Genomic DNA, 26,598 nt, shown 5'->3' with positions numbered 1-26,598 from the left:
GATGTCATTAAGATGTGCGGTATAGCCGGCAGTTTCCAGATGCATGGTGGACCGGTCGACCGCGTACGTCTACGTCAGATGATCGGGACCATCCGCTACCGAGGTCCTGATGATGTGGGGATCTACAGTGATGGTCCGGTCGGCCTTACTCATGCCAGGTTGAGCATTATCGATCTGGCAGGCGGACATCAGCCGATGTCGATCGCCCAGGATTCCATCTGGATGACGTTCAACGGAGAAATCTTCAATTATATTGAGCTCCGCGACGAATTGATCGCAAAAGGACATCGTTTCACCTCGAGTTCGGATACGGAAGTCTTGCTCCATCTGTACCAGGAAGAAGGGGAACGATGTGTGGAACGGCTCAATGGACAGTGGGCCTTCGCAATTTGGGACGCTCCAAGACGAAAGCTTTTCCTGTCGCGTGATCGTTTCGGAGTCAGGCCTCTCTACTATACGCAAGTGGATGGAGCATTCCTATTTGCCTCGGAAATCAAGGCACTGTTGGCTTGCCCCGAAGTTCCTTGCTCGATTGATCTCACCGGCCTTGACCAGCTGTTCACATTTTGGGCGACAATCCCACCTCGCACGGTATTTCGTGGTATCCGCCAATTGTCTCCAGGACACTCGCTGATCGTTCAGGATGGCCATATCATGATCACACCCTATTGGACGCTCGATCTTACGGCGCAGGTCGAATGCCGGAACGAACCAGACAGCCAATTGGCCGAGGAGTTGTTGGAATTACTCCAGGATGCGACGAAGATTCGATTGCGAGCCGATATCCCCGTCGGAGCATATCTGAGCGGCGGCATTGATTCCACGGTCGTCGCCGCCTTGGCGAGAATCAGCGCTGGTGAACGACTCAGAACGTTTTCTGTCACCTTTGAATCCAGCGACATTGATGAAAGTCAGTTTCAGCATGAAGCAAGTTCGTTCCTCAAGACATCGCATTCCTCCGTTCAATGTCGCCGTGAGGACATTGCCCGTGTGTTTTCTGATGTGATCTGGCACACCGAGCAGCCGATCCTTCGTACCGCGCCTGCGCCCCTCTATCTTCTCTCGAAGCTCGTACGCGACAGCGGCTTCAATGTGGTGCTGACCGGTGAAGGTGCGGACGAACTATTGGGCGGCTATGATATTTTCAAAGAGACCAAGATTCGTGAATTTTGGGGCCGACGTCCAGACTCTCTGTGGCGCCCGCTCCTCCTCAAACGTCTGTATCCCTATCTGCCCGGCATCCAACGACAATCACTCGAATACTTGAAACACTTTTTCCATGTTTCCCCACAGGAGTTGACGGGTCTTTTTTTCTCGCACTTGCCCCGCTGGGAGCTTACGGCGAAAGCGAAACAATTCTTCTCAGTTTCGACGCAGGCAGAACTTGCGACCGCTGATGCCGTGTCGTCTTTGCAACGCGATCTGCCGTCTTCCTATTCATTGTGGTCCTCATTTGCTAAAGCTGAATTTCTCGAATCACGATACTTGCTGCCCGGATATATCCTTTCGGCGCAAGGAGATCGCGTGGCGATGGCACATGCTGTCGAAGGGCGCTATCCGTTCCTGGATCATCGAGTAGCGTCTTTTGCGGCCCGCTTACCTGTCAGCTTGAAGATGAAAGTACTTGATCAGAAATATTTATTGAAGCAGGCCGTAAAAGGATTAATACCAGAGTCGATACGAACAAGGGCAAAACAGCCTTATCGAGCACCTGATGGTATCAGTTTCTTTGGAGGCAATGACGAGTTCATCGGGGATCTTCTCTCATCGGAAAGAATCACTCGCGATGGAGTATTTGACGCTCGAGCCACAGCGGCATTGGTAAAGAAGTTTCGCTCGGGTATGGAGACGAGCGTCAAGGACAACATGGCACTGACGGGTATTCTGTCGACGACAGTGCTTCTTGACCGTTTCATGCATGGGCGTGGAATACGGAACGGTTATCCTTCCCCGGAACGATTTACGACTTTTTAGATTGGCGCGTCGGCGGTCGCCGATCACATGATGACGGTCGATACCTCGTTGCGGTAGGCAAGGAGGTAGACACAGGTTAGGAGGATTTTTGAGAATGGTGCAAACAATCCGTACATTTGTCGTTGATAATTATCTCTTTGGCGAAGAGGGCAAATTGAATGATGACGATTCATTCATGGAGACCGGTATTATCGACTCCACCGGCATCCTTGAATTGGTTAGGTTTCTTGAGTCGACCTACGGGATAAAGGTAAAGGACGAAGAGCTGATCCCTGACAATCTGGATTCCGTGAGTAAAATCGTCTCGTTCATTCTTGTGAAACAATCGGCCTCCCCGCAGTCTGCGCCAGAATCTTCCTCTAGACTCACAAGGGAAACACGCCCATGAAAACGATCACAGCTGTTTCGTCTGATCTCTTGCGACTAGACCCAGAGCTCGAGACACAGCGCATCACCAGTTGGATTCGTCAGACAGTCTTCCATACACTTCGGCGAAAAGGCGCTGTCATTGCCGTTTCAGGAGGAATCGACAGCAGCGTCGTGGCCTTTCTCTGCGCGCGGGCACTTGGACATGACCGCATTCAGCTGCTGTTCATGCCCGAGGCGGACTCTTCACCGAATAGTCTTCAGTTAGGCCGCATGGTTGCCGACAGGCTCAACGTCAAGTCGGTACTGGAAGACATCAGTCCGATTCTCACCGGTGCGGGGTGCTACAAGCGACGAGATGATTCGATCCGAATGGTGGTTCCTGAATACGGCCCCAAGCATAAGTGCAAGATCGTGCTTCCAGGTCTCCTCGACGCCGGCCGTTACGCCATCTTTTCGGTCGTTGTTCAGTCGCCCGATGGTCAGATTATGAAGGTCCGTCTCACGCCGGATGCCTATCTGGGCATTGTTGCGGCGACAAATTTTAAGCAGCGGACCAGAAAGATGATGGAATACTACTACGCGGACTTGCTGCAATATGCGGTAGCCGGCACACCCAACCTGCTGGAGTATGATCAGGGTTTCTTTGTCAAGAACGGCGACGGCGCGGCTGACTTCAAGCCAATCGCTCACTTGTACAAGTCACAAGTGTATCGGCTTGCGGCGTATCTCGGCGTGCCTGAAGACATCCTACGCCGTCCTCCTACGACCGATACGTATACATTAGAGCAATCGCAAGAAGAATTCTATTTTACGTTACCGTACGAGCAGATGGATCTCTGTCTCTACGGTAAAGATCATGGCATTTCTTCGGCAGATCTGGCGCAGGCATCCGGCATGACGGATGATCTCGTCGAGCGTGCCTATCAGATGATTGAGTCAAAACGGAAAGTTGCCAAGTATCTCCATGCACAATCCATGACCATCGATTAACCTGCCCTCCTTCCACTCGGACACGGTCGTCATGAGTACCATCAATGTCGCGCATCATTTACTTGCCGACAAAGATCCTGATCGGACAGCGCTCCGGCTGCTCCCAGCAACGATCTCCTACGGAGAGCTCACGGCTCACGCCGGTCGAATTGCTGCCTATCTTCTTCGGTATCGATCCAGACAAGACGACCGCGTCCTCTTGATTGGTGACAACTCACTCTTTTGGGCGGCCTGCTATTTGGGCACCTTGCAGGCTGGACTGATCATAGTCCCCATCCCAGCCAGCAGTTCAACAAAAGCGCTCGCTTCTATCCTGAGAATGAGCGGTGCTAAGATTGTATGTGCGCAAGCCTCAGTCGCGGCCACTCACGCGGGTGTGCTCTCGGATACCCACGTCCTCACCGACCGCGCTATTCCTCCAATCCCGTACGTCTTATCCCAGCTGAACTTCTCGGGTCTTCCTTCCGAACAGCCGCCCGTGTCGGACTATGCTCCAGTGAGTCACGATACGTTGGCAGCATTGGTGTTTACGTCCGGCTCGACTGGCCAGCCACGTGGAGTGATGATTACCCACTCGAATATTATCGCCAATACAGAGTCTATCGTCTCCTATCTTTCACTGAACGAGCAGGACCGTATGATGGCGGTCTTGCCCTTTCACTATTGTTACGGGGCCTCCCTCCTTCACACGCACCTACGGGTCGGTGGCGAGGTGGTCATCGACAATCGGTTCATGTATCCAGAAACGGTTCTTCAACGAATGATCGACACGCAATGCACAGGATTTGCCGGGACGCCCAGTCATTTTCAGATTCTGCTAAGAAGTTCGAGTTTCAAACAAAAGCGATTTCCGTCGCTCAGACATGCGCAGCAAGCGGGAGGGCATCTGGCGCCGATATTTATTCAGGAACTCAAGAAGATCCTTCCCGAGATTAAGCTCTACATTATGTATGGGCAAACTGAAGCGACGGCACGACTCTCCTATCTGCCACCTGAGATGTTGGAGACCAAACTCGGCTCAATCGGCAAGGGAGCGCCCGGTGTGACGTTACGTGTGCTGGATGAGCAGGGGAGAGACGTGCGACCGGGGCAAGTCGGCGAGATTGTTGCGGAAGGCGCCAATATCGCGAAAGGATACTGGCAGGAGCCGAAAGAGTCGGCTGACGTATTTCGTAACGGTTCACTATACACCGGTGACCTGGCAAAAGTGGATGACGATGGGTTCATCTTTATCGTCGACCGCGCAAAGGATTTTCTAAAATGCCGAGGCGAAAAAGTCAGTTGTCGACAGATCGAAGAGACGGTATTGGAGTGTGGTGAACTCGTGGAAGCTGCGGTCGTCGGCATTCCCGATGACCTGCTTGGTGAGGCGGTTAAGGTGTTCGCTGTGCCTCGAGATAAGAATATTGAGGGTCTTGAAGAACGGGTAGCTTCTTTCTGCAAAACCAAATTGGCTTTGCATCACCTACCGAAACAAATTGTTATCCTACCGTCGCTTCCGAAGAACAGTAGTGGAAAAGTCATGAAAAGTGTCTTAAAACATTTGGCCGCCAACCCTGCTTTTCCACTCACTCCTGAACAGACTTAGCCTTTCATTCATGGTGTTGATGACTACAGGCATATTGAGTAACACATAGATTGCCATGGGTTAATGCCATATGCAGGGGGGAGTGGATCGGACGGAGCCCATGGGACAAACCATTCTAACAAACGCATTGAACCCGCAACACAATGCGGAAAGCACGATCGCCGAATCCAAAATCACAGTGCCCGCCCACCGTCTCGCGTCGATTGATGCCTATCGCGGATTTGTCATGTTCCTCCTTCTCGCGGAGGCGTTTCAGCTCTGCAATGTGGCCGAAGCAGTACCGGAATCCTCCCTCTGGCGCTTTCTGTGCCAACAGCAAAGTCATGCCGAGTGGGTGGGTGCTCATCTTCACGACTTGATCATGCCCAGTTTTTGCTTCCTCGTCGGAGTCTCCCTACCGTTTTCCCTCGCCAGAAGAACGGCGCAAGGGGCAATGCGCCGTGACCTTTGGAGACATGCAGTCATTCGGGCACTTCTGCTTATCGGACTGGGGCTGGCCATTGCCGCGCTACATGCACGTCAGATGATCGTCTATCCCTTTGACTGGATTCTCCCGCAAATCGGACTGGCCTATCCGGCTCTCTTCTGGCTGGCGTTGAGGAGGTCCCGAACGGCATGGGGGGCGGTGATTATCATTGTATTGGTTTGTTGGTTGGTTTTTGCCCTGTATCCTATTCCGGACCACGACTTTGATTATGAGCGAGTAGGCGTATCTCAACTCTGGCTTCAAGAGCATGGACTCAGTGGGTTTGAAGCGCACTGGCAAAAGAACAGTAATGTTGCCTGGGCGTTCGATGTTTGGCTATTGAACCTCTATCCACGGGCAGACCCATTCGTCGGATTTCCAAAAGGCATGACGACTCTCAATTTCGTTCCCACTCTTGCCACGATGATCCTCGGACTGATCGCTGGTCGTCTCCTTCAGAGTGACAGTTCGCCATGGAGCAAATTTCGCTGGTTGGTTCTCGCAGGAGCAGTCGGACTGGCAAGCGGTTGGGGGTTGAGTCTCACAGGCCTGTGTCCTCTCGTCAAAGCGATCTGGACACCGAGCTGGATTCTGTTCAGCGGTGGATGGTGCTTTCTCTTGCTTAGCTGCTCATTTCTACTTGTTGATTGGTGGGGTTATACGCGACTTGCATTTCCATTCACCGTAATTGGCATGAACGCCATCGCCGCATATCTTCTCGGACAGATCCATTCTAATGTCGCCTTTAACGCGCTCAGACGCCTTGTAGGACGGACCCTATTTACCTTTCTGGGGGATCCCTATGAGCCTTTAGTTTATGGCTTGGTCATTGTTGCAGGCTATTGGGTCGCCTTATACGTTTTGTATCAACGACACATATTCCTCCGTGTGTAAACCATCTACCTGCTATCACAATCTCACCGGCAACAGCCGTCATCAGAATCAACCGAGGAGAGGCCGTGAGGCACGAAGGTCTCTTCGAGGCACTCATCACGAGCTAGTCTGAAATATTCAGTTATGAGAGCACCCCATTTTCAACACAATAAAATGGGTTCGCGCGATAAGGCCGCTTCACTTGCAGCCCATCGTGATGCTGGCGCATTCCTCCGAGCCTGGTCTTGGCCATCCAGTCGATTAGACTTCATTACTCTTCTTCTAGCCCTGAGTGTGGGAGCATGGTTTTGGGCACCACTGATGCACCTCATTGCCCTTGCCTCAGAGCAGGAGCACTTCACTCACCTCCTGCTGGTTCCGATCCTGACTTCCTATCTATTATTTTCGAACAGGGCAACCATACTGAGTTCACGCAAAACAAATCCACTCATTGGTCTATTGGTCATAGTCAGCGGTGCCGTTTGTTACTTGCTTGCTGATGGAGTAGCCTGGCGACAAGATCGACTGACCGCAGACATTTCAGCCTTCATCGTGATGTGCTGGGGCCTCTTTCTGCTTGCATTTGGGAGTGAGAGCTTTCGCGACAACCTGTTTGCGCTGGCGATACTTCTCTTCATGATTCCTTTACCGCCTGTTCTCCTGGACTCGATCATTGTTTTCTTGCAGCGTAGTTCGGCTGACACCGTGGATGTGCTGTTTTCTATTCTTGACATCCAAGTCCTTCGTGATGGATTTACTTTTGAACTCTCGCATTTCATTATTTTCATTGAAGAAGAATGCAGCGGCATCCGCTCATTTTTTGCGCTCATCATCACCAGTCTCCTTGCTAGTCATTGGTTTTTAGTTTCTTGGTGGACTAAGGCTGCGCTCGTAGCGGTTGTTGTTCCACTGGCTATCCTGAAGAATGCCTTTCGCATTGTGGGGTTGACGCTGCTGGCCAATTATGTCGATCCTGCTTTTCTTCTGGACAGTGCTCTCCACCGCTATGGCGGCATTCCTCTTTTTGCCTTGTCGTGCACGATGCTCGTTTGTATTGCCTGGCTGCTATACAAATTAGAACGGCGGTTCAAGTCCGCTTCACATGATGCATTTCGTGCTCAAGCTTGACCGAAACTCCGCTCTCACATGCCGGGAAGGAACGGATGACCTTGGGACCTGATAGGGTCTGGATGATACGCCCCCTTCTCGATGATCGATGGTCCCAATTCGTCGATCGACACGCGAACTCTTCTGTCTTCCATACGATCGGCTGGCTTACGGCTTTACGCGCTGCCTACGGGTACGAACCGATCGCGCTCACGACCTCTTCGCCATCTCAGAAGTTGACGAATGCCCTCCTGTTTTGTAGCGTACAGAGTTGGTTGACCCGTGGCCGGTTGGTCTCGTTACCTTTCACGGATCACTGCGAACCGCTTGTCGAAAGCATCGAGCAACTCCAAACGCTCTGTGCTCGCCTTGACACGCTCCAAAAAACACAGCGATGGGCATATGCTGAATTGCGAACAAGTGAGCCCCTCCTTGATTTCGAGAAAAGCTTTAGGGCCTGTAAGACCTATCTGTGGCATCGTCTCGACCTTCGACCACGTCTTGATGCGATCGAGAAGAGATTCCACAAGGATTGTATTAAGCGGAGGATTCGTCACGCAGAGCGACAAGGACTCATGTATGAGCAGGGGAGGAGCGATTCGCTCTTACAATCATTCTATGATCTCATTGTGCGGATGAGGTCGCGCAAACATCTTCCACCTCAGCCTTTCAGCTGGTTTCAACGTCTCGTTGCATCCATGGGAAAGAACGTTTGTATTCGGGTGGCCTTCAAGGGAGATCAGCCGGTCGCGGGAATCCTGACCCTGAACCACGGAAGAACGGTGTATTACAAGTACGGCGGTTCCGATGCGCGCTTTCACCACCTGGGAGCGACCCCAATGCTTTTTTGGCAAGCCATCCAAACGGCAAAATCGGCAGGCATGGAAACACTCGACCTGGGTCGGTCTGACGTCGAGGATCGAGGCCTTATCATGTTCAAGGAACGGTGGGGTGCAGAAAGCGTGCGACTTACTCTGTGGCGTAGTCCTATCGCTGAAGGATCTCTCTTCTTAGAACATTTAAAGATGCGCCTGGCAAGAACCGTTTGTACCTATATGCCCCATAGGATGCTGGTCTTCGCCGGTCAACTCATGTATCGGCATATTGGTTGAATCCTATCGTGGAAGCATCGATTCCAAATATCTGCGAGATCTCTCCGGTGGAAGCGGCTCCCATGCGCCTGACCCATTGGCTGTTTTCTATACGTGCGATGCGTGGAGCAAAGGACCGTCGATATCCTTGACTGGCTTAAGGAAGATCTGATTAATCCTCACTTTTGCCCAGCCACCTCTCAAAACATTTTAGATTCGACTGGTTCCCAAGTGAACCTCTGAATTAATCAGACCTTCCTTAACTGAATCCGTCTGGTAGACCATTCGGCAACTACATAAGCAGCGTACACCTATTGACAGGGCTTTCTTCCACCATCTAGTCTTTCATCCTAGGTTAAATTTTCAGCAAGCTAATATGTACATGAAGCACCATCCGGGAGGCACACTTTGCTTACCTACAACACGCTATACAAATTGATTCTTCAGGACACACATATTCAAGTATCTGACACACGCCATGGGTAACCTATGGTGCGTTATGGTTTACATCGCAACAATATTAAAAGGAGGTGGCTGGTGGAAAGGCGGACTTTGTCGATCGGTTCAATGTTTCTAGGAGTTGTCATAGCAGTTCTTGGATTCTCAGGAAATCTCGCCACGGCTCAAACAACCAGTGGCCTTACGATGAGCAGCATGGAGCTTGTTACGGCTAAACATAAACCTAAACCCGGTCCCTGCGGTAGGAAGTCCTGCGCGGGCGTTCCCGAACCATCATCCATTATCTTGCTGGCAGCTGGATTAACCGGGCTCGGAATTTTGAGACGCATATCACGGAAAGGCTAAATACCTTTTCCAAGAAGCGGTAGGGTAAAAGGGCTGCTCCCATGAGGGAGCGGCCCTTTTCTTTTGCTCCTCATTGCCGCCGTGAGACTTGATGACGTACACGCCACTGGGTCACTGGATCGTCTTACTCGCCAGATTGGACGGTGGGCTCTCGCCGGCACTGTTATACGCTGTAACCACGAAATAGTATGTTCGGCCAACTATCAAGTTGTTGACAGTTGATGATGTAGCGGTTCCTACGGTTATGGTTCGTGAATATTGACCAGGAACCTCTCCGACATAAACCCTATAGCCACTGACTGCTGTGGCAGTGACTGCGTTCCATCTGAGAGTTGCCGAGGATGTTTGTGTAGGTGGTGGCGGTGTCGTTGAAGGGGATACAATCAACGTCACCGGAGCGGTATTCGTACACCAGGTGCCTACCTTGGTTGTGATGGTTGCTCTGTAGGTTCCCGCAACAAGCCCTGTAATATTCACCGCGACCGTGAGCGTCTTACTGGTCGTGATAGTTGTCTTGGCCGGTGACACAGTAAGCCAGGAGGCATTGTCGGAAGTGGTAAAAGTCGCGGACCATGTCGTGGGCCTGGCCACGGCTATTGTCTGATTCGGTGGGTTTGTCGCACCTTGCACCGCATTAAAGGTCAACGATGTGGGCGTCAGGCGAATGGCCGAAGCGGCATCGTGACAGGCCAAACCTGCAGAAGCAAATCCCATGCAGATGAATGTGGTGTACAGAACAATCTGCCAGAACTGCGGCGCAATTGAAACGTGACTTATGCACCAAGATTGAACGGTTCGCTGAATGGATGCTCTAAGAAAATGTCTCATAGGTTTCTCCGTTAGCTGCTCTGCATGACTCTGGCGTTGAATTGGCTAACACGCCTTCGCTCGAATCACGGGATGGCTCTCCCGCAAAGACCACTCACGAGTTGAGCCGTGAGGTATTTGCACGACTATTACGCTTCGGCCGGAGGCGTGGTCATCATGATTGCGTTCGAGCAGAGACTTTCCGACTCGACCACAGTGAACGCACGAATAGCGAAAAAATATTCAGTATTGGGTTGGAGCCCAGTGATGGTGATGGATGGGGCTTCAACGGGTGTACTTTCTCCTTGGGAACACCAGCTCGGTTCTTCTGACTGGGACGCTTCGGAGTCCGATTCTTCCGACGTGGTCCCTACGGACTCTGAACCTTGTGAACGTTTTCCGTAGTAGATCGCATAGCCAGTAACCTTGAAGCCTGGGGGTTGATCCCAACTTACATTAGCAGTTACTCCAGACGGCGTTGAGGTCATGGTGATCACCGGATCTTCTCCGCCAACATCGGCTACAGTTGAATGCGAGGCTTCGTCTGATTCCACTGCGCCGGTCGTGCTCAATGGCGCAGAAAGGTTCGAAGTTACCGGTCCGCCTGCATTTTCGTCGGCACAGCCGATCAATGAAGAAAGCAGGAGAATGACAACTGCCGGATAGGAGAGTGAGAGGACGGATTTGCGAAACGCAAAGCCGAGCAACGTCTTAAACAACAACATACTTACACTCCTCCAAGTAAGTCGACATCGGATATATGGGACATTAAGCTTACGCACGTTGGTGATCGCTGAGAGAGAGAGGCAAACATCACAATTGATGTTTACTAAATTCAGAACCATGGCACAGCGGTACAGCAAGATTGGTGCCGAGAGACTAAACCGGCAATACGCCTAACTTTTTAAGTATTTCGAGTACGTAGGCTAAGTCTCACGGTGTAATGTGTGAAGGAATTAACCTGCAGAAGGATCAAGGAAGAACAAGAAAACTCTGAAAGAGTCTAATGCGGCTCGATAGTTTTTCTCTGCCGCGCATCACAAGATGATAAAGAAGCACGCAGTTGGAGTTTTTGGAGCAGAAGCGACTACCATAACACTGAGCAGATAATCTTCAGTCGCCGAGGCAATGAACAACGGAACAGTATCGGTTGTGTCCACAAACCACAAGGCCTCATTAAGCGAAGAAGCCCTTCGTCTTCATGTACTAGAGCTCACTCTGCCTATCAATAAATACTCTTACTGACCTCATTTGATGGTTGGCTCTCACCAGCACCGTTATACGCAGTAACGGCGAAATAGTAGGTTGTCCCAGTCGTTAAACTGTCAACGGTATACGAGGTGACATTGCCGACAGTGATTGTTCTGCTATAGAGACCTGAGGCGGTCCCGACTTTCACGTTATAGCCACTCAATGATGGGTCAGTAACCCCGTTCCACGCGAGAATGGCTGTCGTGGCTGATGGGGGAGATGACACGGTCATCGCCACGGGAACCGTCGTTGTTGCTTTTCCCACCTTGACCGTGATGGTTGCATTGTAGGTGCCGGCAGCAAGCCCACTTGTATTGACAACCACCATGAGCGTCGCCTGCGTGGTCATGGAGGTCGTGCTTGGCGAAATGGTGAGCCACGAGGCGCTATCGGAAGTCGTGACTGTTGCCTGGCTTACACGTTTTTTGTAGACGGACAACGTCTGGGTTGGTGGATTTGTCCCACTTTGAACCGCATTAAATGTCAGAACGGTAGGGTTCACAGTGAAAGCCAGGCACTCAGCAGCCGGCCCGAGGCCCATAAAGATAGCGACTACAAGCGCCTGCCAGAACCATCGGATATCGAAGTAGTTACTTTTCTCGTAAGATCCTGCCGCCTGGTGACTGTATTCCATGGAAAGTACCCCGCCGGTTCGCTCGCATTTTATTGCTGTTGTGCACCTCAGCACCGTGATGCACATGGCTTGCGTGTGATTGAACCAGGAAAGGCAAAATAGGTGCCTAACTAGAGGATGCTGACATTCGTTCATTTCCAAGGAGTTCCGAGTACTTCATTGGTACGGGTGGCTCAGTGAGAGCACTGATTCGTATCGTGGGCATCAAATATGTACGTGATTGTGATTCATCCAGAACGTACCGCATTCATGATGGCTCCTGACAAAACGACCAAGCCACTACCCAAGCCTACCTCACCGCACAACGGATGTCGTCAACCTGCCAGAGCAATCTGTCCATGGTGACAGCGACAGCGTTCATGAATTATGTGAGTTGCATCTCGAGTGAGGGGAAGCTCGTTGGGTGCTGGAGAGAATGATGCAGGCTGGTTAGGGTAATAGGAATGCTTGATACATCAGGACCTCATAGATCCGATTGTGTGCAGCTTCAGCATATTCGTACCGCCTACTTGTCCCGCCATGGTTCCAGAGACCACGGCGACGATGTCTCCGGACATACAGAGATGTTCCACCATGAGCCGTCGCTCTGCTTCTTCGATCCAGGCTTCGGGTGCTCCGCCTCGAGACATGAGAAAGGGACGCACGCCCCAATACAGCGCCATCTGACGCCAAATCGCCTCAGACGGCGTGAAGCCCAGGAGCGAGGAGGAGGGTCGATGCTTGGAAATCAACCGCGCCGTCGTCCCGCTTTCCGTGAAGGCTATGATGGCCTGAGCCCTGACGGATCTGGCAGCTGAAGCAGCAGCAACCGCAATCGCCTCGGCGAGCGATAGATTGTCTCCACCAGGGTCTGTCTGGACGGTGACCCCAGATTCGCTGGTGTCTTCCGCTGCGCGAATGACACGATCCATGACCTGTACCGTTTCAACCGGATACGTCCCAACGGCAGTTTCAGCTGAGAGCATCAGGGCATCGGTGCCGTCAAAAACCGCATTGGCGACGTCCGACGCCTCTGCTCTCGTCGGCCTGGTGTTTTGTGTCATCGATTCCAACATCTGCGTGGCCGTAATTACCAACCGACGCCGCCGATTGGCTTCGACGATAATGCGTTTCTGTAAAATCGGCACCGCCTCAGGCCCCATCTCCACACCAAGATCGCCGCGTGCGATCATCACACCGTCCACACAGTCCAAGATATCGTTCAGCGCCGCAACGGCCTCGGCCCGCTCGATCTTGGCGATGAGGGGGATGTTCCCTCCGGACTCTTTCAGCATGGATCGGGCTGTATTGATATCTTCCGGGCCCCGCACAAAAGACAGGGCGATATAGTCCACCGCCTGCTGGACACCAAAACGCAGATCCTGTCGATCCTTCTCCGTCAGCGTCGGCGCGCTGACTGCCGTGTCAGGCAGATTGATTCCTTTATGTGAGGTGACCGTCCCCCCGGCAATAACAGAACATGCTACGACATCGTCTGTGATGCGGTCGGCGACAAGTTCAATGAGCCCGTCATTAATCAGAATTCGAGACCCGACACGAAGGTCGCGAGCCAGATGCGGATACGAAACCGGAATCTCGCGAGAAGAGGGCGGAATAGTTTCAGACGTTTCATGGGCCGATTGTAACGCCCGGAGATGAACGGTCTGGCCGACGGTGACTTCAATCCCTGCTTTTGCAACAACCCCCACTCGAATCCTTGGCCCTTGCAGGTCTTGAACGATGGCGACCGTCGCCCCCTGTCTGGCAGCTGCCTGACGAATGGCGGTGATCGCGGCCGCATGAGATTCGTGGGTCCCGTGAGAGAAGTTCAACCGAGCCGCATTCATCCCACTGGTGATCAAGCGATCTAAGATGGCCGGTGAAGAACTAGCAGGCCCGATCGTACAAATGATCTTCGCGTTTCTCATGAGGAGTGACGATGGGATTCAAGACAACCTAGTTTGGAGCCTGCAACTAAGCTCTGAGCAGAAACCTCTCATTCTCATAGATCCTGCATTTTTCTTTCCTTTTGTCTTCCAGACGGTAGAATGATTCTAGCACAGGGGTCTACGTCCTACCGACTCCACTTTCCACAACGTGCATCGCGCCTTCTCAAGGAAAGGAACGCACTGTGGCAACTCTCATCTCAGTGGCATCAGGAAAAGGCGGCGTCGGCAAGAGCGTGGTGTCCGCAAATCTGGCACTGGCATTGGCGAAGACGGGACGTCAGGTCCTGCTGGCAGACCTCGATATCGGTGGGGCGGATGCCCACATCATGGTTGGACAATTGAACCCAACCGTCACGCTGACGGATTTTCTCACCAAACGAGTGAATCGGCTGGAGGATGTCGCCATTCCCGTGACCTTTCACCCGAACCTCCGTCTCCTGGCCGGAACAGGTGATACCTTGGCCACGGCAAACATGGCGTATGCGCGCAAGAAGCGACTGATGAAACAGTTCCAAGAACTTACCGCGGATGTCGTGGTGATCGATATTGGAGCCGGCACAAGCTATCATGCACTCGACTTTTTCTTGCTAGGCGACATTCATTTGGCAGTTGCCACTCCAGAACCAACATCCGTATTAGACCTCTACCGATTCATTAAGTTAGCGGCGATCCGTCGTGTCTTGGCATGCTTTCTCGCACGGAGCCCTCTGTCTGAGACGTTGTCAAACCGAGACTTTTCGAGTGTGGAGGAGGTCATGGGTGTTGCAGGCGCAACCGATACCGAAGGCCGCGCGATGGCAGCCGCTGCACTCCAGTCATTTCGGCCTGGCCTCGTCATCAACCGTTCCTCAAGTCGTTCTCAAGTCAACGTGCTCTACCTTCGCAAGATTCTTCATGAGTATGTCGGAGGGGACTTGACCCTCCTGGGTGAGATTCCAGAAGATCCAGCAGTGAGTCAGGCGGTTCGGAGCTTCCTGCCCGTGATCGAGGCCTCGCCAACATCTCTTGCCGCCAAATGTCTGCTGTCGCTTGCCAGAGCGGTTGAGCAACTGATCACCATATCTCCAGGCCGTATCAAGGAGGATGCGCCGAAACCCGAAGAATCGCAGACAGCGGTCGTCTTCTCAAAGACAGACATCACCCCGTCGCTTCCAGCTTCGACGCCTGTAGCTTCAGACATTCTGCCTACACCCTATGCGTCAAGAACCAACAGCGCACTAGATCCTGCCCGGCAGGTCGGTGGCGGAAACTAAACAGGTCAGTCGGGGAGTGTTACGGTTGGTGGGAAAACCGGAATGTGGAAGGTTAAAACCCGAGTTCTTTTTCGAGGTCGGCTTTCTTTTTATCAAACTGTTTTTGCTCTGCCTCACTCTTCTGACTGAACATCCCTTTCATACTGGCACCCGCTTTCTCCATGGCCCGCTGAGACTCCTCTCCCTTCTTCTTGATCTGCGCAGCCATGTCTTTCGCCTTGGGTGAACCGGCGAATTCGTAATACATCATCGCCTGGCTCTGGGTAAAGGTCTGGTCGGAGCGCTTCATAATGATATCGCCCCGTTGCTCAGCCCTATCTCGTGCGGGCTTGTCTCCCCCCGGCAAGTACTTCATCCAAAGAGAGGCGCTCCGGATTTTCTCGATGGACTGCGTGCTGGCTTTGCCGAGTTCGCCGATGTTACGGGTGAGGCCTTGAGCGTCCTTCTCCTCAGCCTTCATCAGCCGATCAGCATTGACGGATGCCACCTTGCCCAGCTCCTGTCGGAATGTCGGTGGGGAGTTGTAGGGTTGTCGTGTGCCTGTGCCTGGATCAATCGGACCATATCGGCCGTTATCGATGTCCCAGGCAGCTTCAAAGAGGCGCAGATCTTCCGGTTTAGACTGAACGGCCTTAAGCATCACACGATTCGCTTCCAAATGGTCTCCGATCGCTTCGTAGTAACGAAAGGCTGACGTCTGTCCATCAGCTCGCACCGGGTCAGCGGAGTATAAGGCGCCTTTTGCTTCGGCGGCCTTGGCCAAGTCCCGCCCAAGTTTTGGCATAGTGGCTTTGGATTTCTCCATCGCACTCTTATCATAACGGTCGATGCAGTCATTCGCTGCAACTCTCATATACGCGGTAAACAGTGCGGCAGACTGTCCGGTCTGTTCGGCCTTCTTCAACGCGGCTGATTCGGTTAGTGCGGTTTTTTTCTCCTCGTCACCGAGACAGGGATCATCTGCGTGGACGGTCGGAGTTATGAGAATCATAAGCATCAGGGAGTAGCCGGCTGCTTTTGTTAGACGCATCAGTGACAACCTCCCTTACTTCCCAAACAACCCCTTCATCATTTTATTGACGTCAGGCACTTGCTCGCCCAGGCTTTCTTTAGCGTGGCTCTCGCGAGCTTGTCTTTGCTGTCGTGCATTCTTCTTCAGCTCTTCCATATTGGGCATGCCACCCATCATGGCACCCATGTCGTTCTTGGTGTAGCCGGCGGGAATTTCGAAGAGCGCGGGGTCCTGCTTTTCAATCTTCAGATTGCTCAGTTCACTGGTCATTCGCATCTTCTTGTCACCCTCTTTGGACAGCATGTCCATCTTGACGGTGATCCCCTCCTTGGTGGTCCAGAAGAAGCCGCCGAATTTTCCGGAGCCGTCCTTCTTCACTGCCACGATCTTCGATTTGGTGGTCTTCAGACCGTTGATGGTCTCCGGACCGACCTCGACCTGCTCCGTGATGTCGAACGCATCCATTCCAGATGCATTGGAGGCATCCATCGGCATTTCCATGTACATATTGCCCATCAACTGCCATACAACTTTCTTATCCTTCCGGATGATTGAGACCATGCCGTCCGAACCGCCCGTCTCCATGCGTTCCTTCTCGACCGTGTGGTAGATGCGTGACTTCATCGTCATACCGCCTTCGGTCTCCATCGTGCTGTCGGCTGAGTAATCGACTTTCACTTCCGAAGGTGGCGCAGCAATCACAGCAAGGGGAACCAATAGCGCGCACGTCAGCAGACCGGCATCACGGAGTAGTCTCATGTGCATGTCCTCCTAGGGCAAAGCCCATTTGAATGATTAGAGCCTATCGAGATCCGCACGAATGCGTCAATACGTATAAATTCGCGAGATGATGGTCAAGATGTGACCAACGCAATCGGAAAGGTTGCGGTATAGCCGTCGTTCGTTTCCGAAGCCTCCAGTATCAAGCGATCACCTCCGTCTCGAAAGATAAAATCATCGTGATTGCGTACGCGACGATGTCCGTTCGACGAGTAGGGGAGCTTGGTGTGCACACGATCCGTCAGATCATCCGGGAAGTACACCTGCGACGTGAACTCGTAGCGTCTTCGCGCAACCGATGCGGTGCGGATCTTGAAGTGAATATGCACGGTTCGCATGGGATACCAGCCTGGATAGATCGTGTGGAATCGTGCAATCCCCTGTGCATCAGTCAGGTGATACCCGCGCAAGAACTTTTGTCCGCTTGTGTCAAATCCTGGGTCCTGAACATCGGAATAGATACCCCGTGCATTGCAGTGCCAGATATCGACTTGGGCGTCCGGCAAGGGCTGACAGCCTCCACCCTGAACGCGAGACACCTGAAAGACTAGGATTAAGGGCGTACCAACTGCGACCTTCCCATTGGTCGGATCGGAGCGAATGTCCATACGATGTAAGCGTTCATCGACGAAATAGGGGCCTTCGGTTTGTTCAGGACGGACGATACAGATGGATGCCGCCGTACCAGGAGCGGCATGGACCGAACGTGGCGGTCCAGCCATCATCAAGAGGACGCCGGCTGTTCCTGCCCATGCCAAGATTTGGCGACGAGAGACCAGGTATTGGGTATCGGCAAGGAACATGACTACCGGCCCCTCATACGTGGATGAACTCGTGCTGGTGGGGGAGGTGCCGGAGCTGGTGAAAACCCACCGCCGCCACCGAAATACGGACGACCATAGAATCCACCCCCTCCCCAGTAGCCACCATAGGGGCCCCAAAATCCACCGTACGGGTAGAATCCGCTATACCCATAGGGCGGGTAGTAGGCACCATAGTATGGACTCCGATCCCTCCGTCTCTTGGCGGCGATACTGTTCCAGTCGATAATGTGTTTCACCTCAAGGATGGGATAGGTATAGTCGCTTTCATCGAGTGCTCTGGTGATCTCCCCTTTCACGGTACCAACCACCGTAATAGGTGTGCCCTGTGGAAGGCTGGCAGGATCGAGAAATGCTCCTCGAACCGCAAGGAATCGACCTTCGGATCGAAGGCGATCGTCTGAAAGGGGACCGTCTTTCTCTGTCGGGAGTTGCAAGACCTCCACTTCTGTTTCAGCCTCCGTCCGTTTCGCGCGAATGACCGTGCCACCGATCATAACGGTGCGTCCGATATATTGACTCGGCGAGTCCTTCAAGTCCGCAAACCGCACCGTGGCATCAATCTCCTGCTCGAGTCCAAACGGAATGCCGAGCAACTCCGTATCACGTTGAACTTGATGAATCGATTCCGCACAGGCCGATAACATGACGGCCCCACCTATTAGGAAAGCGAGCATCGTCATTCGTGACATGGTTGTTCTCCTCTAGAAGTGATACGACAAGCCACCAAGAACATACTGTGCGCGGTAATTACCGCTGAAACCGCCGAGGTCACCGAATGCTTGATCAAATTTGAGGGTCGCCCCTCCATGCTTATATTCCCCAAAGACAGCAATGCGTGGTGTCACATAGGCGCGAAGACCAACCAACACATTCCAGGCCACAGCCAGATCACTATCGCTTCGCACCGTGGATGTTTCTCCAATGTGTGCCATTGCGGCCCCGATACCGGCGCCCACGTAGGGTTGGAACGTACGACCTGGATACCGAGCAATAAAATTCACACCGACCGTCGTCACTCTCATGTGGATACCGGGATCAGCTGGGGCAGATGAGGTGGCTGGCAGTTCTTTTATATGAGGGGTGGTGTGTAAGACTTCGCCTTCAATGCCATACCAACTGTGGCCGGGGAAATAGCCAATCTTGGCACCATAGGCAATCGAGTTTTGGAGGTCAAAGTCAGCAAGTGGACCAGAAACTCCGGCCTGGCTGCCTGTGCCTGCAATGCTATTGATACGATCTGCAAAGATTACCCCCGCAGTTCCGGCGACATACATCTCCGCCGATGCAGGAATAGTCAACAGCATGATGTTTGCGAACCCAATCGCAAAGAGGGTGATGAGACTCGTTTGATTCTTTTCCATCCTGAACCTCCGGTGAATCATCATACCAGAAGTCTTGTCCGTGCAAGATCCCCGATGGACGCAAGACCTTGGTCACCTCATCGTGGTCTTCTCACTATTCGGTCTCCATCGTAATAGAACTTCATGAATTCCGTATTCTACAAGATCTCAGGTGACCATCGAATCCCACGCTCTCACCAACATATTCCCACTTGGACTCTGCGCGTCACCTATGGTACATCACGTACGGGGCATAACCATAAGACACGGAATTCTCACACACGCTACGAGAACGGAGGTATTGATTATGGGATTGATGGACCAAATGGGGCAAGTTGTTGGTGGTCTCCTGAGTGGGCAGGGTGGGCAGAACCCGCTCCTGCAAGCTGTCACTAGTTTGCTGGGGAACAACAGCAACCTCGGTGGACTCGCTGGGCTGGTTCAGGCCTTTCAGAAAAACGGATTGGGTGAGATTGTGAATTCCTGGGTGAGTACGGGACAGAACATGCCGGTGTCGCCGCAGCAAATTGAGCAAGGGTTAGGAAGCGATCTACTCAAGCAACTGGCGAGTACAGCCGGGTTATCCCCACAAGATACGAGCTCACAGTTGTCCAACCTTCTTCCAAACTTGGTGGACAAACTCACTCCGAACGGGAAGATCGAGGCTGCTCCCTTGGAGCAACTTCTCAAGCTGATCCAGGGGAAATAACGAGTAGATCCTATTTTGTCCCGATGGTCGGAATGCCGCTTGACCATCGGGACAAACAACGTTCGCTTCATCCATAGGCTTCGGTGAACAGTACTCCCTAAAACAGTTGAGCCATCTGCTGCGCACCCCGACACAATGTCCTCAACCCCAGACGAATCCTTCACCTCACAATCAAGATCACGCTCCCCAAAACCCGCTGTCGTATGGACGGCAATCGCGTTGGTCTGTTTGTCAGTGATCTGGGCACTTCGAGACCCATCTCCACAAATTATGTCGAGTAAGGCCGTGGAAGTACCAGTTACACCGGACAAGGTCCCCTTGGTGACAGGGGAGGAACCGTTCATTGATCTGTTTACACATGCAGGCTGCGCGGTCTGCCATGTGATCCCCGGCATTCCTGGGGCCAACGGCCAGGTGGGCCCTCCCTTGATACTCGGTACCACCGGTACACAAAGGCTCAAGGACCCAACCTATCACGGCGAAGCCAGGACGGTGCACGAGTATATCGTGGAGTCAGTGTTGGCCCCTCAGCAATTTGTGGTGCAGGGCTATCCGGAACACACCATGCCGACCTGGTATGGATCCAAACTTAGCGCATTAGCCCTCGAAAAGATCGCGCTGTATCTTGAACGGCAAACGGCCGAACACTAGCAGAAGGTAGGATACTGAGGTGGCATCCTGGATTATCCGTCAGCATCCGTGAACGGGTGGCAGGATTCTTATCGTTTTCGGAAGGGCGTGACGTTTCCGGAGGGACCTCCCTGAATCTTGAAGGCATCTGCGCCTGGGCCTGTTCCTGGCTGCTTATCGAGCAACGCGTTCACGGCATCATCGCCCTTGAGTCCTTCAAGCTTGATCTTCAAGCGAAGGTTATTCGCACTATCGGCATTGATAAGGGCCTGCTCCAAGGAAATCTTGTTCGCTTTATACAGCTGAAACAAGACATAGTCGAAGGTCTGACACCCTTCATCCGTTCCTTGTTCCATGGCCTCTTTCAAGGTATCGATCTCGGCCTTCTTGATCAAGTCCTTGACGCGTGGTGTGTCCATCATAATTTCTAACGCCGGCACACGCTTCCCATCCAACGACGGGATCAGCCGTTGCGAAATCACCGCCCGTAAGTTCAAGGAGAGTTGTAAATAGATCTGGGCGTGACGTTCGACCGGGAAAAAGTTCATAATCCGTTCGATCGCCTGATTGGCGTTGTTGGAGTGCAGTGTGGCAATACAGAGGTGGCCGGTCTCGGCAAAGGTGATCGCGGCTTCCATCGTCTCCGTATCTCGCACCTCGCCGATCAGGATCACATCCGGAGCTTGACGGAGGGTATTTTTCAGCGCGTTCTGAAACGATAAGGTATCAAACCCGACTTCACGCTGGGTGATAAGGGATTTCTTATGCTGATGGACGAACTCGATTGGATCCTCAACCGTGATGATATGGCCCGGGTAAATGGCATTGCGGTGATCGATCATCGCCGCCAGCGTCGTCGATTTTCCGGAGCCGGTCGCACCAACGACCAGCACCAAGCCGCGTTTGGTCATCGCGACATCTTTGATGATCGGAGGAAGTTGAAGCTGGTCGACCGTCTGGATTTCCGCCTTGATATGTCGAAATACCAGCCCGACATTGCCCCTCTGCCTGAAGATGTTGACGCGGAACCGGCCAAGTTCCTTGTAATACAACGCCAGATTCATCTCCATTTTTTCTTCGAATTCGCTCCGCTGTTGCCCACGCATGAGCGCCAACGCCAGCGCTTCAAGCTGTTCATTCGTAAAGGGCGGCGCCTCCGTCTGCTCAGTGGCTCCATGAACCCGATAAATCGGTGGGGCGTCGATCGTCAAATACAAGTCTGAGGCTTCGCGGTCCACCATGACTTTTAAGAGGCTTCGAACATCCATACTCATACTCCACCAGTACTGTGACCTTATGCAGCTCCAGCCACCGACGCCCCGAACAGATTCGGATTCATGCTGCGCGACTGCGCCTCTGCCTTATGCACGACTCCACGTGTCGCGAGATCAACCAATGCCATGTCCATCGTTTGCATCCCGTCTTTTTGACTCGCTTGCATGATCCCTGGGATTTGATGCAACTTCGCTTCACGAATCAGGTTCCGTACAGCCGTCGTCGCCACCATGATTTCTAACGCGGCGACCCGTCCTCCTGCTTTCTTCTTCAGGAGAGTCTGAGTGAGCACCGCTTCCAACGCTTCAGAAAGCTGTGTCCTGATCTGTGCCTGCTGTGCTGGTGGGAACGCGTCAATGATACGGTCGATCGTCTTTGGCGCGCTCGACGTGTGGAGAGTGCCAAAGACTAAGTGTCCGGTTTCCGCCGCGGTCAACGCCAATTGAATGGTGTCCAAATCCCGCATTTCGCCCACGAGCACGATGTCCGGATCTTCACGCAGCGCCGACTTCAACGCATTGGCGAAAGAGAGAGTGTGCACACTCAGTTCGCGCTGATTGACCAGACACTTCTTCGATTTGTGAACAAACTCGATCGGATCTTCGATGGTAATGATATGGCCCTCAAACGTGTTGTTCAGATAGTCCACCATCGCGGCCAACGTCGTCGACTTACCCGATCCCGTCGGTCCGGTCACCAAAATCAGGCCTTTCTCCTTATCACACAGTTGCCTCAGAATCGGCGGCATACCAAGCTTCTCCAACGGAAGAATCGTCGTTGGGATATTTCGGAAGACCGCGCCGAGCCCACGCTGATGGACAAAGACGTTGACGCGGAACCTCGCGATGTCTCCAAGCTCAAAGGAAAAGTCACATTCACGTTTTTCCTCGAAGGACTTCCGTTGAGCGTCGTTCATCATGTCGTAGATCAACGCGTGTGTTTCATCAGGCGTCAGCGGTGGGTGGTCGAGTTTCTTGAGGTCACCGTGAATACGGATCATCGGGGGCTCGCCCGCACTGATGTGACAATCGGATGCGCCTTCCTTGACCGAGAACGTCAGCAGCTTGGAAATATCCATTCCGTGTGACCCCTGGTAAATGGGTTATAGCGAGGATGGGAACATCCTCTGCATGATGTCACATCACTGCCTGAAATCAAGAAAATAGCCGGAAGGCGCCGATCAGCGTGGAGCGAGTTAGAGGAGGCCTACTTCACGGCCGGCACGCGTCATGGCCTGGAGGGCTTGCTCAAGCTGGCCCGTGGTGTGCACAGCAGTTACGGTGAACCGGATCCGGCTTGTACCGTCGGGCACGGTGGGTGGCCGAATGGCAGAAGCGTACACCCCGTGGGCAAGAAGACGGTCAGCAAACGCGGAAGCTTTGGCTGCATCACCGATGAGAACCGGGAGAATGGGGCTGACGGTTGGCGTTAGACAAAAACCTTGGTTCTGGAGCCCATCGAACAGGTATTGGCGATTCGCCCAAAGCTGAGCTCGTCGCTCCGGCTCCCGCTCAACTATGGTAATGGCAGCCGAGGCCGCTGCCGCCATAGCAGGGGGAAGAGCCGTGGTAAAAATGAAGGACCGGGCCAGGTTCAATAAATACTGGACAAAGTCGTTTGATCCAACGACATACGCCCCATAACTGCCCAGCGCTTTACTGAGTGTTCCCATGTGAAAGGGGATTCGCCCCTCCAGACCGAACTGTTCGATCGTGCCACGACCATTGGCTCCCATGATGCCGGTTCCGTGAGCATCATCCACATACAACATCGCCTCGTAGCGTTCAGCGAGGCCGACCAGATCGGTCAGCGGCGCTACATCACCATCCATACTGAATAGGCCTTCCGTGATGATGAGAGTACGACGATGACCGGCCCGCCGTCGCAGGAGTACTTCAAGATGCGCACAATCACCATGCCGAAATACACGAAAATCAGCCTGACTCAATCGACAACCATCAATCAGACTCGCATGGCATAAGCGGTCGGCAATGATAAGGCCGCCTCGGCCGATAAGATTTGGTATCACGCCTACGTTGGCGAGATAGCCAGCCCCGAATACCAGCGACGCATCTGTCCCTTTAAACTTCGCTAGTGCAGTCTCAAGGGAGGTATGAGGAGGAAGCGTACCACTCACCAGCCTCGATGCGCCGGATCCCGTTCCATACCGTGCCGTCGCTTCGATGGCAGCCTGAATCACCTGCGGATGGGTAGCAAGACCAAGATAATCGTTGGACGAAAGCAAGATGACCGGGCGTCCGGCATAGTTCACGACCGGTCCAGTGGCGGAATCCAACGCGGACAACGAGCGCCTCAATGATTGATCGGTAAGCTGTTGGAGTGCGGCTCGAAATTGATCAGTCGACAAGTTAATCCCCCGACATGTCGGTTGCCAGAGAGGCGTGCCCATCCCGCCACGTTCCGATTCCATTGACAAGGTGCGCTACCGTTCAGTATAAGACAACGGTTCTATGACAGAAAGCCTGTCTTGATTCGCAAAGGAGTAATGGGGCTCGATGACGTACCGAATAAAAGTTCCGCCTCGCACCTTACCGGTTGGTGAAGAACAACTCGTGAGTGGACTTGAGCACTGGCTGATCGGGCTCAAGAGCTATCGATGGTCCTTGATTGTCGGCTTTGTGCTGCTACTCCTGATGGGAATGGGCCTGTGGGGATTGTTCTGGTACGAGGAACAAAACGCCAGTAAGGCGCAAGAACTGGAGCGAGAAGCGACGCTTCGCCTGTTTACACGGACGTCCAATGACCCACAAAAAACGGCCACCAATCTCAATGAGGCGATTGCATTGTATAAGCGAGTACTTGATGAGTATCCACGTACCCCGACCGCCCCGCTTGTACAATTCAGCCTAGGAAATGCGTATCTTCAATCAAACAACGTGGACTCGGCAATCGATGCCTACCAACGATTTACATCCACCTATGCCTCCAACACCTCGCTCCTGGGGCTGGTCTATCAAAAGTTAGGCTATGCCTATCTTCTGAAAAAAGATCTCGACCAGGCAGCCAAAGCGTACTCTTCGATCATCGACATGCCTGGAGCGATGAACCGGGACTATGCGCTGTTTGAAGTCGCTCGGCTTGAAGAAAACCGTTCAAAGCCAGACGAGGCCTTAAAGCATTATCAAGAACTCATGAAGACCTACCCAAACTCCCCGCTTACGAGCGAAGCCGCCGTACGAGTAAAGGTTATTGAGGCCAAGAAAAACCCTGAGCCCTCTCCGGCCGCTGCTGCGCCAGCCGCACCAACCCCCTCCAAGCCTACCAAACCCTAGGCCATCCATCTGAACAGAGCAAAGTGGGTGTAAGGATCTTTCCAGAGGTCCGCCCGCTGTTATCGGGCAAGATTCAGTAGTGCACCAGCTCGAATACCGGGGCCGGAAATATTATTGCGGGCCTTGATGGTCTTGATGGGAACTCCGAACTTTCGCGAGATTTTTTGAAGTGTGTCGCCTATTCGAACGCGATATAAATGTGACGCACTGACCTTGGGACGTGAGATCTCTCGATCTGCCATCATGGCTACGGGAGGGAATTTGTGGGTAGGAACTCGTTCAAGCAATTCCAGTACTTTTGAGCTCATCCCAACGGGAACCTTCAGGTGGTACGCCGCCTCGTCCGGAGGCGTTGCATCCCGACGAAGTTCCGGGTTCAGGAGTCGAAGATCGTTGTATGAAATGCCCGTGATATTGGAAATGGCCCGAAAGTGCAGTGGGCGAGTCACGACGACTTCCTCAAACTCATGAGGAGGAACCGGGTTTTGAGCAAACCCATATTGGTCAGGATTCCGAGCAATGATCGTGGCCGCCATAATGCGAGGGACATATTGCTTCGTTTCCAACCGAATCAACTTGGTCCGGGAGATCTCAGAAAACGATTCAGCTTGGGCCTTGTGAAGTGCACGTAACACCTTTCCTTCTCCGGCATTATAGGCTGCCATTGCTAGCGGCCAGGTTCCGAAAATATCATATAAGTCCCTGAGATACCGCGCTGCCGCTACGGTCGACTTAATAGGATCTCGGCGTTCATCCACATAATGATCGATGCGTAATCCATACAGTTTTCCGGTCCCTTTCATAAACTGCCATGGACCCGTCGCTTTGGCCCTTGAATAGGCGTACGGATTGAACCCACTTTCAACCAAGGACAAATGCACGAGATCACTCGGAAGATTGAATTCTGCAAAGATGTTCTCGACCAGCGGACGGTAGCGATTGAGCCGCACCATCCACTGTTCGAATCGGTCCCGAATTGAGGTGTTGAAAAACCGGATGTGACTCTGCACCGATTGGTCGATCACCACTGGAATATTATAGAGCGTCTCCTGCGGTCCGGACGACCCCGCGCTTGCTGCCGTCTCAACCAAAGGCGTCTCAACAGAATTGTCACTGGTGGAAAGATCTGGAGGCGATGCGGTCAGCTCGGGTTCTAGGGGAACCAGATTGGGATCCAGATCTTCACCGTTTTCTTGCGCTGCATCGATCCCTTCCAGTGCCGTGTCCTGTCCGGCAGGGGAGGGGGACGACTGGTTTGTCGCAGCTGCATCTTGCGCCAAACCCTGACAGGGAAGCGCGAGCAGAACGGAGCCCACCACACAGGTGGCCGCAATTCCGGCAGTCCAACGCCATCGCTTCACACACATCATCACAAGAAACAACATACGAGAGAGCCTATCGATCCCCTGCAAACTTGTCAAGAAATCGACCGGACATCCTAATCCGTAGTATCCGCGTTGATCAGGGTCACCCTGCAAGCCACATTGACTCCTGTCCGATTCCTCTCCCGGTCACAGATGGCCTCAGAGACGGACATTAGCAAGACCTCGAAAAAGACTGAATCACGCACGCAATTCTGTCGCTCGATTCCTTGACAGGC

Annotated in this window: 25 protein-coding genes; 12 read left to right on the top strand and 13 right to left on the bottom strand. The window is 53.0% G+C overall.

Annotated elements, in window-relative coordinates; genetic code table 11:
• The first annotated feature begins 12 nt into the window (after positions 1–12).
• From asnB to COMA1_RS22200, 8 genes are all read left to right on the top strand, one after another.
• Complete coding sequence (gene asnB, locus COMA1_RS12590; protein WP_090749754.1) at positions 13–1,974, top strand: asparagine synthase (glutamine-hydrolyzing); 1,962 nt, start codon at positions 13–15, stop codon at positions 1,972–1,974.
• A gap of 94 nt (positions 1,975–2,068) precedes the next feature.
• Complete coding sequence (locus tag COMA1_RS12585) at positions 2,069–2,362, top strand: acyl carrier protein (protein ID WP_090749054.1); 294 nt, start codon at positions 2,069–2,071, stop codon at positions 2,360–2,362.
• Positions 2,359–3,333 (top strand): NAD(+) synthase, encoded by a 975-nt coding sequence (gene nadE / locus COMA1_RS12580; RefSeq protein WP_090749052.1) that lies wholly within the window; start codon positions 2,359–2,361, stop codon positions 3,331–3,333. The genes COMA1_RS12585 and nadE overlap by 4 nt, the downstream gene beginning before the upstream one ends.
• A gap of 31 nt (positions 3,334–3,364) precedes the next feature.
• Positions 3,365–4,921 carry a class I adenylate-forming enzyme family protein gene (locus tag COMA1_RS12575; protein WP_090749050.1) on the top strand — a complete coding sequence of 519 codons (1,557 nt, stop codon included), beginning with the start codon at positions 3,365–3,367 and terminating at the stop codon, positions 4,919–4,921.
• 100 nt (positions 4,922–5,021) lie between these two features.
• On the top strand, positions 5,022–6,281 hold the full coding sequence (locus COMA1_RS12570; RefSeq protein WP_141654333.1) for an acyltransferase family protein: 1,260 nt from the start codon (positions 5,022–5,024) through the stop codon (positions 6,279–6,281).
• 123 nt (positions 6,282–6,404) lie between these two features.
• The gene (locus COMA1_RS12565) at positions 6,405–7,388 is read left to right on the top strand and encodes an exosortase/archaeosortase family protein (RefSeq protein WP_090749046.1); all 984 of its coding nucleotides are present in this window, start codon (positions 6,405–6,407) and stop codon (positions 7,386–7,388) included.
• Positions 7,389–7,450: 62 nt separating this feature from the next.
• Positions 7,451–8,479 carry a lipid II:glycine glycyltransferase FemX gene (locus COMA1_RS12560; protein WP_176698030.1) on the top strand — a complete coding sequence of 343 codons (1,029 nt, stop codon included), beginning with the start codon at positions 7,451–7,453 and terminating at the stop codon, positions 8,477–8,479.
• 468 nt (positions 8,480–8,947) lie between these two features.
• Positions 8,948–9,262, top strand: coding sequence for a PEP-CTERM sorting domain-containing protein (locus tag COMA1_RS22200; protein WP_090749042.1), 315 nt, complete (start codon positions 8,948–8,950; stop codon positions 9,260–9,262).
• Positions 9,263–9,373: 111 nt separating this feature from the next.
• Here COMA1_RS22200 and COMA1_RS12550 read toward each other — a convergent pair whose 3' ends face one another.
• The 4 genes from COMA1_RS12550 to pyk form a co-directional block, all read right to left on the bottom strand.
• Entirely contained in the window at positions 9,374–10,090 is a 717-nt protein-coding gene (locus tag COMA1_RS12550; RefSeq protein ID WP_090749040.1) for a fibronectin type III domain-containing protein, read from the bottom strand.
• 128 nt (positions 10,091–10,218) lie between these two features.
• Complete coding sequence (locus tag COMA1_RS12545; RefSeq protein ID WP_176698028.1) at positions 10,219–10,794, bottom strand: fibronectin type III domain-containing protein; 576 nt, start codon at positions 10,792–10,794, stop codon at positions 10,219–10,221.
• Positions 10,795–11,294: 500 nt separating this feature from the next.
• Positions 11,295–11,954 carry a fibronectin type III domain-containing protein gene (locus COMA1_RS12540; protein WP_176698027.1) on the bottom strand — a complete coding sequence of 220 codons (660 nt, stop codon included), beginning with the start codon at positions 11,952–11,954 and terminating at the stop codon, positions 11,295–11,297.
• 455 nt (positions 11,955–12,409) lie between these two features.
• Positions 12,410–13,861 (bottom strand): pyruvate kinase, encoded by a 1,452-nt coding sequence (pyk, locus tag COMA1_RS12535; RefSeq protein WP_090749032.1) that lies wholly within the window; start codon positions 13,859–13,861, stop codon positions 12,410–12,412.
• Positions 13,862–14,064: 203 nt separating this feature from the next.
• On the opposite strand from pyk, the gene COMA1_RS12530 reads away from it, so the two are divergent.
• Positions 14,065–15,135, top strand: coding sequence for a P-loop NTPase (locus tag COMA1_RS12530; RefSeq protein WP_176698026.1), 1,071 nt, complete (start codon positions 14,065–14,067; stop codon positions 15,133–15,135).
• Between the two features lie 52 nt (positions 15,136–15,187).
• Here COMA1_RS12530 and COMA1_RS12525 read toward each other — a convergent pair whose 3' ends face one another.
• From COMA1_RS12525 to COMA1_RS12505, 5 genes are all read right to left on the bottom strand, one after another.
• Positions 15,188–16,165 carry a hypothetical protein gene (locus COMA1_RS12525; RefSeq protein ID WP_090749028.1) on the bottom strand — a complete coding sequence of 326 codons (978 nt, stop codon included), beginning with the start codon at positions 16,163–16,165 and terminating at the stop codon, positions 15,188–15,190.
• Between the two features lie 15 nt (positions 16,166–16,180).
• Entirely contained in the window at positions 16,181–16,795 is a 615-nt protein-coding gene (locus COMA1_RS12520) for a hypothetical protein (RefSeq protein ID WP_176698025.1), read from the bottom strand.
• Positions 16,796–17,001: 206 nt separating this feature from the next.
• Positions 17,002–17,730: an intradiol ring-cleavage dioxygenase gene (locus COMA1_RS12515; protein WP_090749024.1), complete on the bottom strand. Its 729-nt coding sequence runs from the start codon at positions 17,728–17,730 to the stop codon at positions 17,002–17,004.
• A 2-nt stretch (positions 17,731–17,732) separates the two neighbouring features.
• The gene (locus tag COMA1_RS12510) at positions 17,733–18,440 is read right to left on the bottom strand and encodes a Slp family lipoprotein (RefSeq protein WP_090749022.1); all 708 of its coding nucleotides are present in this window, start codon (positions 18,438–18,440) and stop codon (positions 17,733–17,735) included.
• A 12-nt stretch (positions 18,441–18,452) separates the two neighbouring features.
• Entirely contained in the window at positions 18,453–19,112 is a 660-nt protein-coding gene (locus tag COMA1_RS12505; protein ID WP_176698024.1) for an outer membrane protein, read from the bottom strand.
• A gap of 286 nt (positions 19,113–19,398) precedes the next feature.
• Between COMA1_RS12505 and COMA1_RS12500 the strand changes: the two genes are divergently transcribed.
• A complete protein-coding gene (locus COMA1_RS12500) occupies positions 19,399–19,800 on the top strand; it encodes a YidB family protein (protein ID WP_090749018.1) in 402 nt (133 codons plus the stop codon).
• Between the two features lie 285 nt (positions 19,801–20,085).
• On the top strand, positions 20,086–20,451 hold the full coding sequence (locus COMA1_RS12495; RefSeq protein ID WP_141654331.1) for a hypothetical protein: 366 nt from the start codon (positions 20,086–20,088) through the stop codon (positions 20,449–20,451).
• Between the two features lie 68 nt (positions 20,452–20,519).
• On the opposite strand, the gene COMA1_RS12490 is transcribed toward COMA1_RS12495, so the two are convergent.
• The 3 genes from COMA1_RS12490 to bioF all read right to left on the bottom strand — a co-directional run bounded on the left by COMA1_RS12490 (position 20,520) and on the right by bioF (position 24,073).
• Positions 20,520–21,698, bottom strand: a complete 1,179-nt coding sequence (locus COMA1_RS12490; protein ID WP_090749014.1) for a PilT/PilU family type 4a pilus ATPase — start codon at positions 21,696–21,698, stop codon at positions 20,520–20,522.
• A gap of 26 nt (positions 21,699–21,724) precedes the next feature.
• Entirely contained in the window at positions 21,725–22,783 is a 1,059-nt protein-coding gene (locus tag COMA1_RS12485) for a type IV pilus twitching motility protein PilT (protein WP_090749012.1), read from the bottom strand.
• 117 nt (positions 22,784–22,900) lie between these two features.
• Positions 22,901–24,073 carry an 8-amino-7-oxononanoate synthase gene (gene bioF / locus COMA1_RS12480; RefSeq protein WP_218055376.1) on the bottom strand — a complete coding sequence of 391 codons (1,173 nt, stop codon included), beginning with the start codon at positions 24,071–24,073 and terminating at the stop codon, positions 22,901–22,903.
• A gap of 148 nt (positions 24,074–24,221) precedes the next feature.
• Here bioF and COMA1_RS12475 point away from each other — a divergent pair, with 148 nt between their 5' ends.
• Positions 24,222–24,998, top strand: coding sequence for a tetratricopeptide repeat protein (locus tag COMA1_RS12475; RefSeq protein WP_090749006.1), 777 nt, complete (start codon positions 24,222–24,224; stop codon positions 24,996–24,998).
• Between the two features lie 59 nt (positions 24,999–25,057).
• Here COMA1_RS12475 and COMA1_RS12470 read toward each other — a convergent pair whose 3' ends face one another.
• Positions 25,058–26,383, bottom strand: a complete 1,326-nt coding sequence (locus COMA1_RS12470) for a lytic transglycosylase domain-containing protein (protein ID WP_141654330.1) — start codon at positions 26,381–26,383, stop codon at positions 25,058–25,060.
• Positions 26,384–26,598 lie beyond the last annotated feature (215 nt).

The sequence above is a fragment of the Candidatus Nitrospira nitrosa genome, from assembly GCF_001458735.1.
In the GTDB taxonomy this organism is placed as follows: Bacteria; Nitrospirota; Nitrospiria; order Nitrospirales; family Nitrospiraceae; genus Nitrospira_D; species Nitrospira_D nitrosa.
This window is presented reverse-complemented; position numbering and strand designations above follow the sequence as displayed.

Excerpts from the sequence above, each read along its gene's own strand:
- COMA1_RS12510 (WP_090749022.1), bottom strand. The coding sequence starts at position 18,440 with ATGTCACGAATGACGATGCTCGCTTTCCTAATAGGTGGGGCCGTCATG.
- COMA1_RS12540 (WP_176698027.1), bottom strand. The coding sequence starts at position 11,954 with ATGGAATACAGTCACCAGGCGGCAGGATCTTACGAGAAAAGTAACTAC.
- nadE (WP_090749052.1), top strand. The coding sequence starts at position 2,359 with ATGAAAACGATCACAGCTGTTTCGTCTGATCTCTTGCGACTAGACCCA.
- COMA1_RS12560 (WP_176698030.1), top strand. The coding sequence starts at position 7,451 with ATGATACGCCCCCTTCTCGATGATCGATGGTCCCAATTCGTCGATCGA.
- COMA1_RS12520 (WP_176698025.1), bottom strand. The coding sequence starts at position 16,795 with ATGGAGACCGAAGGCGGTATGACGATGAAGTCACGCATCTACCACACG.
- COMA1_RS12470 (WP_141654330.1), bottom strand. The coding sequence starts at position 26,383 with ATGTTGTTTCTTGTGATGATGTGTGTGAAGCGATGGCGTTGGACTGCC.
- COMA1_RS12490 (WP_090749014.1), bottom strand. The coding sequence starts at position 21,698 with ATGGATGTTCGAAGCCTCTTAAAAGTCATGGTGGACCGCGAAGCCTCA.
- COMA1_RS12505 (WP_176698024.1), bottom strand. The coding sequence starts at position 19,112 with ATGGAAAAGAATCAAACGAGTCTCATCACCCTCTTTGCGATTGGGTTC.
- COMA1_RS12485 (WP_090749012.1), bottom strand. The coding sequence starts at position 22,783 with ATGGATATTTCCAAGCTGCTGACGTTCTCGGTCAAGGAAGGCGCATCC.
- COMA1_RS12585 (WP_090749054.1), top strand. The coding sequence starts at position 2,069 with ATGGTGCAAACAATCCGTACATTTGTCGTTGATAATTATCTCTTTGGC.
- COMA1_RS12550 (WP_090749040.1), bottom strand. The coding sequence starts at position 10,090 with ATGAGACATTTTCTTAGAGCATCCATTCAGCGAACCGTTCAATCTTGG.
- COMA1_RS12525 (WP_090749028.1), bottom strand. The coding sequence starts at position 16,165 with ATGCGTCTAACAAAAGCAGCCGGCTACTCCCTGATGCTTATGATTCTC.
- COMA1_RS12575 (WP_090749050.1), top strand. The coding sequence starts at position 3,365 with ATGAGTACCATCAATGTCGCGCATCATTTACTTGCCGACAAAGATCCT.
- COMA1_RS22200 (WP_090749042.1), top strand. The coding sequence starts at position 8,948 with ATGGTGCGTTATGGTTTACATCGCAACAATATTAAAAGGAGGTGGCTG.
- COMA1_RS12545 (WP_176698028.1), bottom strand. The coding sequence starts at position 10,794 with ATGTTGTTGTTTAAGACGTTGCTCGGCTTTGCGTTTCGCAAATCCGTC.
- asnB (WP_090749754.1), top strand. The coding sequence starts at position 13 with ATGTGCGGTATAGCCGGCAGTTTCCAGATGCATGGTGGACCGGTCGAC.
- COMA1_RS12475 (WP_090749006.1), top strand. The coding sequence starts at position 24,222 with ATGACGTACCGAATAAAAGTTCCGCCTCGCACCTTACCGGTTGGTGAA.
- COMA1_RS12515 (WP_090749024.1), bottom strand. The coding sequence starts at position 17,730 with ATGTTCCTTGCCGATACCCAATACCTGGTCTCTCGTCGCCAAATCTTG.
- pyk (WP_090749032.1), bottom strand. The coding sequence starts at position 13,861 with ATGAGAAACGCGAAGATCATTTGTACGATCGGGCCTGCTAGTTCTTCA.
- COMA1_RS12565 (WP_090749046.1), top strand. The coding sequence starts at position 6,405 with ATGAGAGCACCCCATTTTCAACACAATAAAATGGGTTCGCGCGATAAG.
- COMA1_RS12570 (WP_141654333.1), top strand. The coding sequence starts at position 5,022 with ATGGGACAAACCATTCTAACAAACGCATTGAACCCGCAACACAATGCG.
- COMA1_RS12500 (WP_090749018.1), top strand. The coding sequence starts at position 19,399 with ATGGGATTGATGGACCAAATGGGGCAAGTTGTTGGTGGTCTCCTGAGT.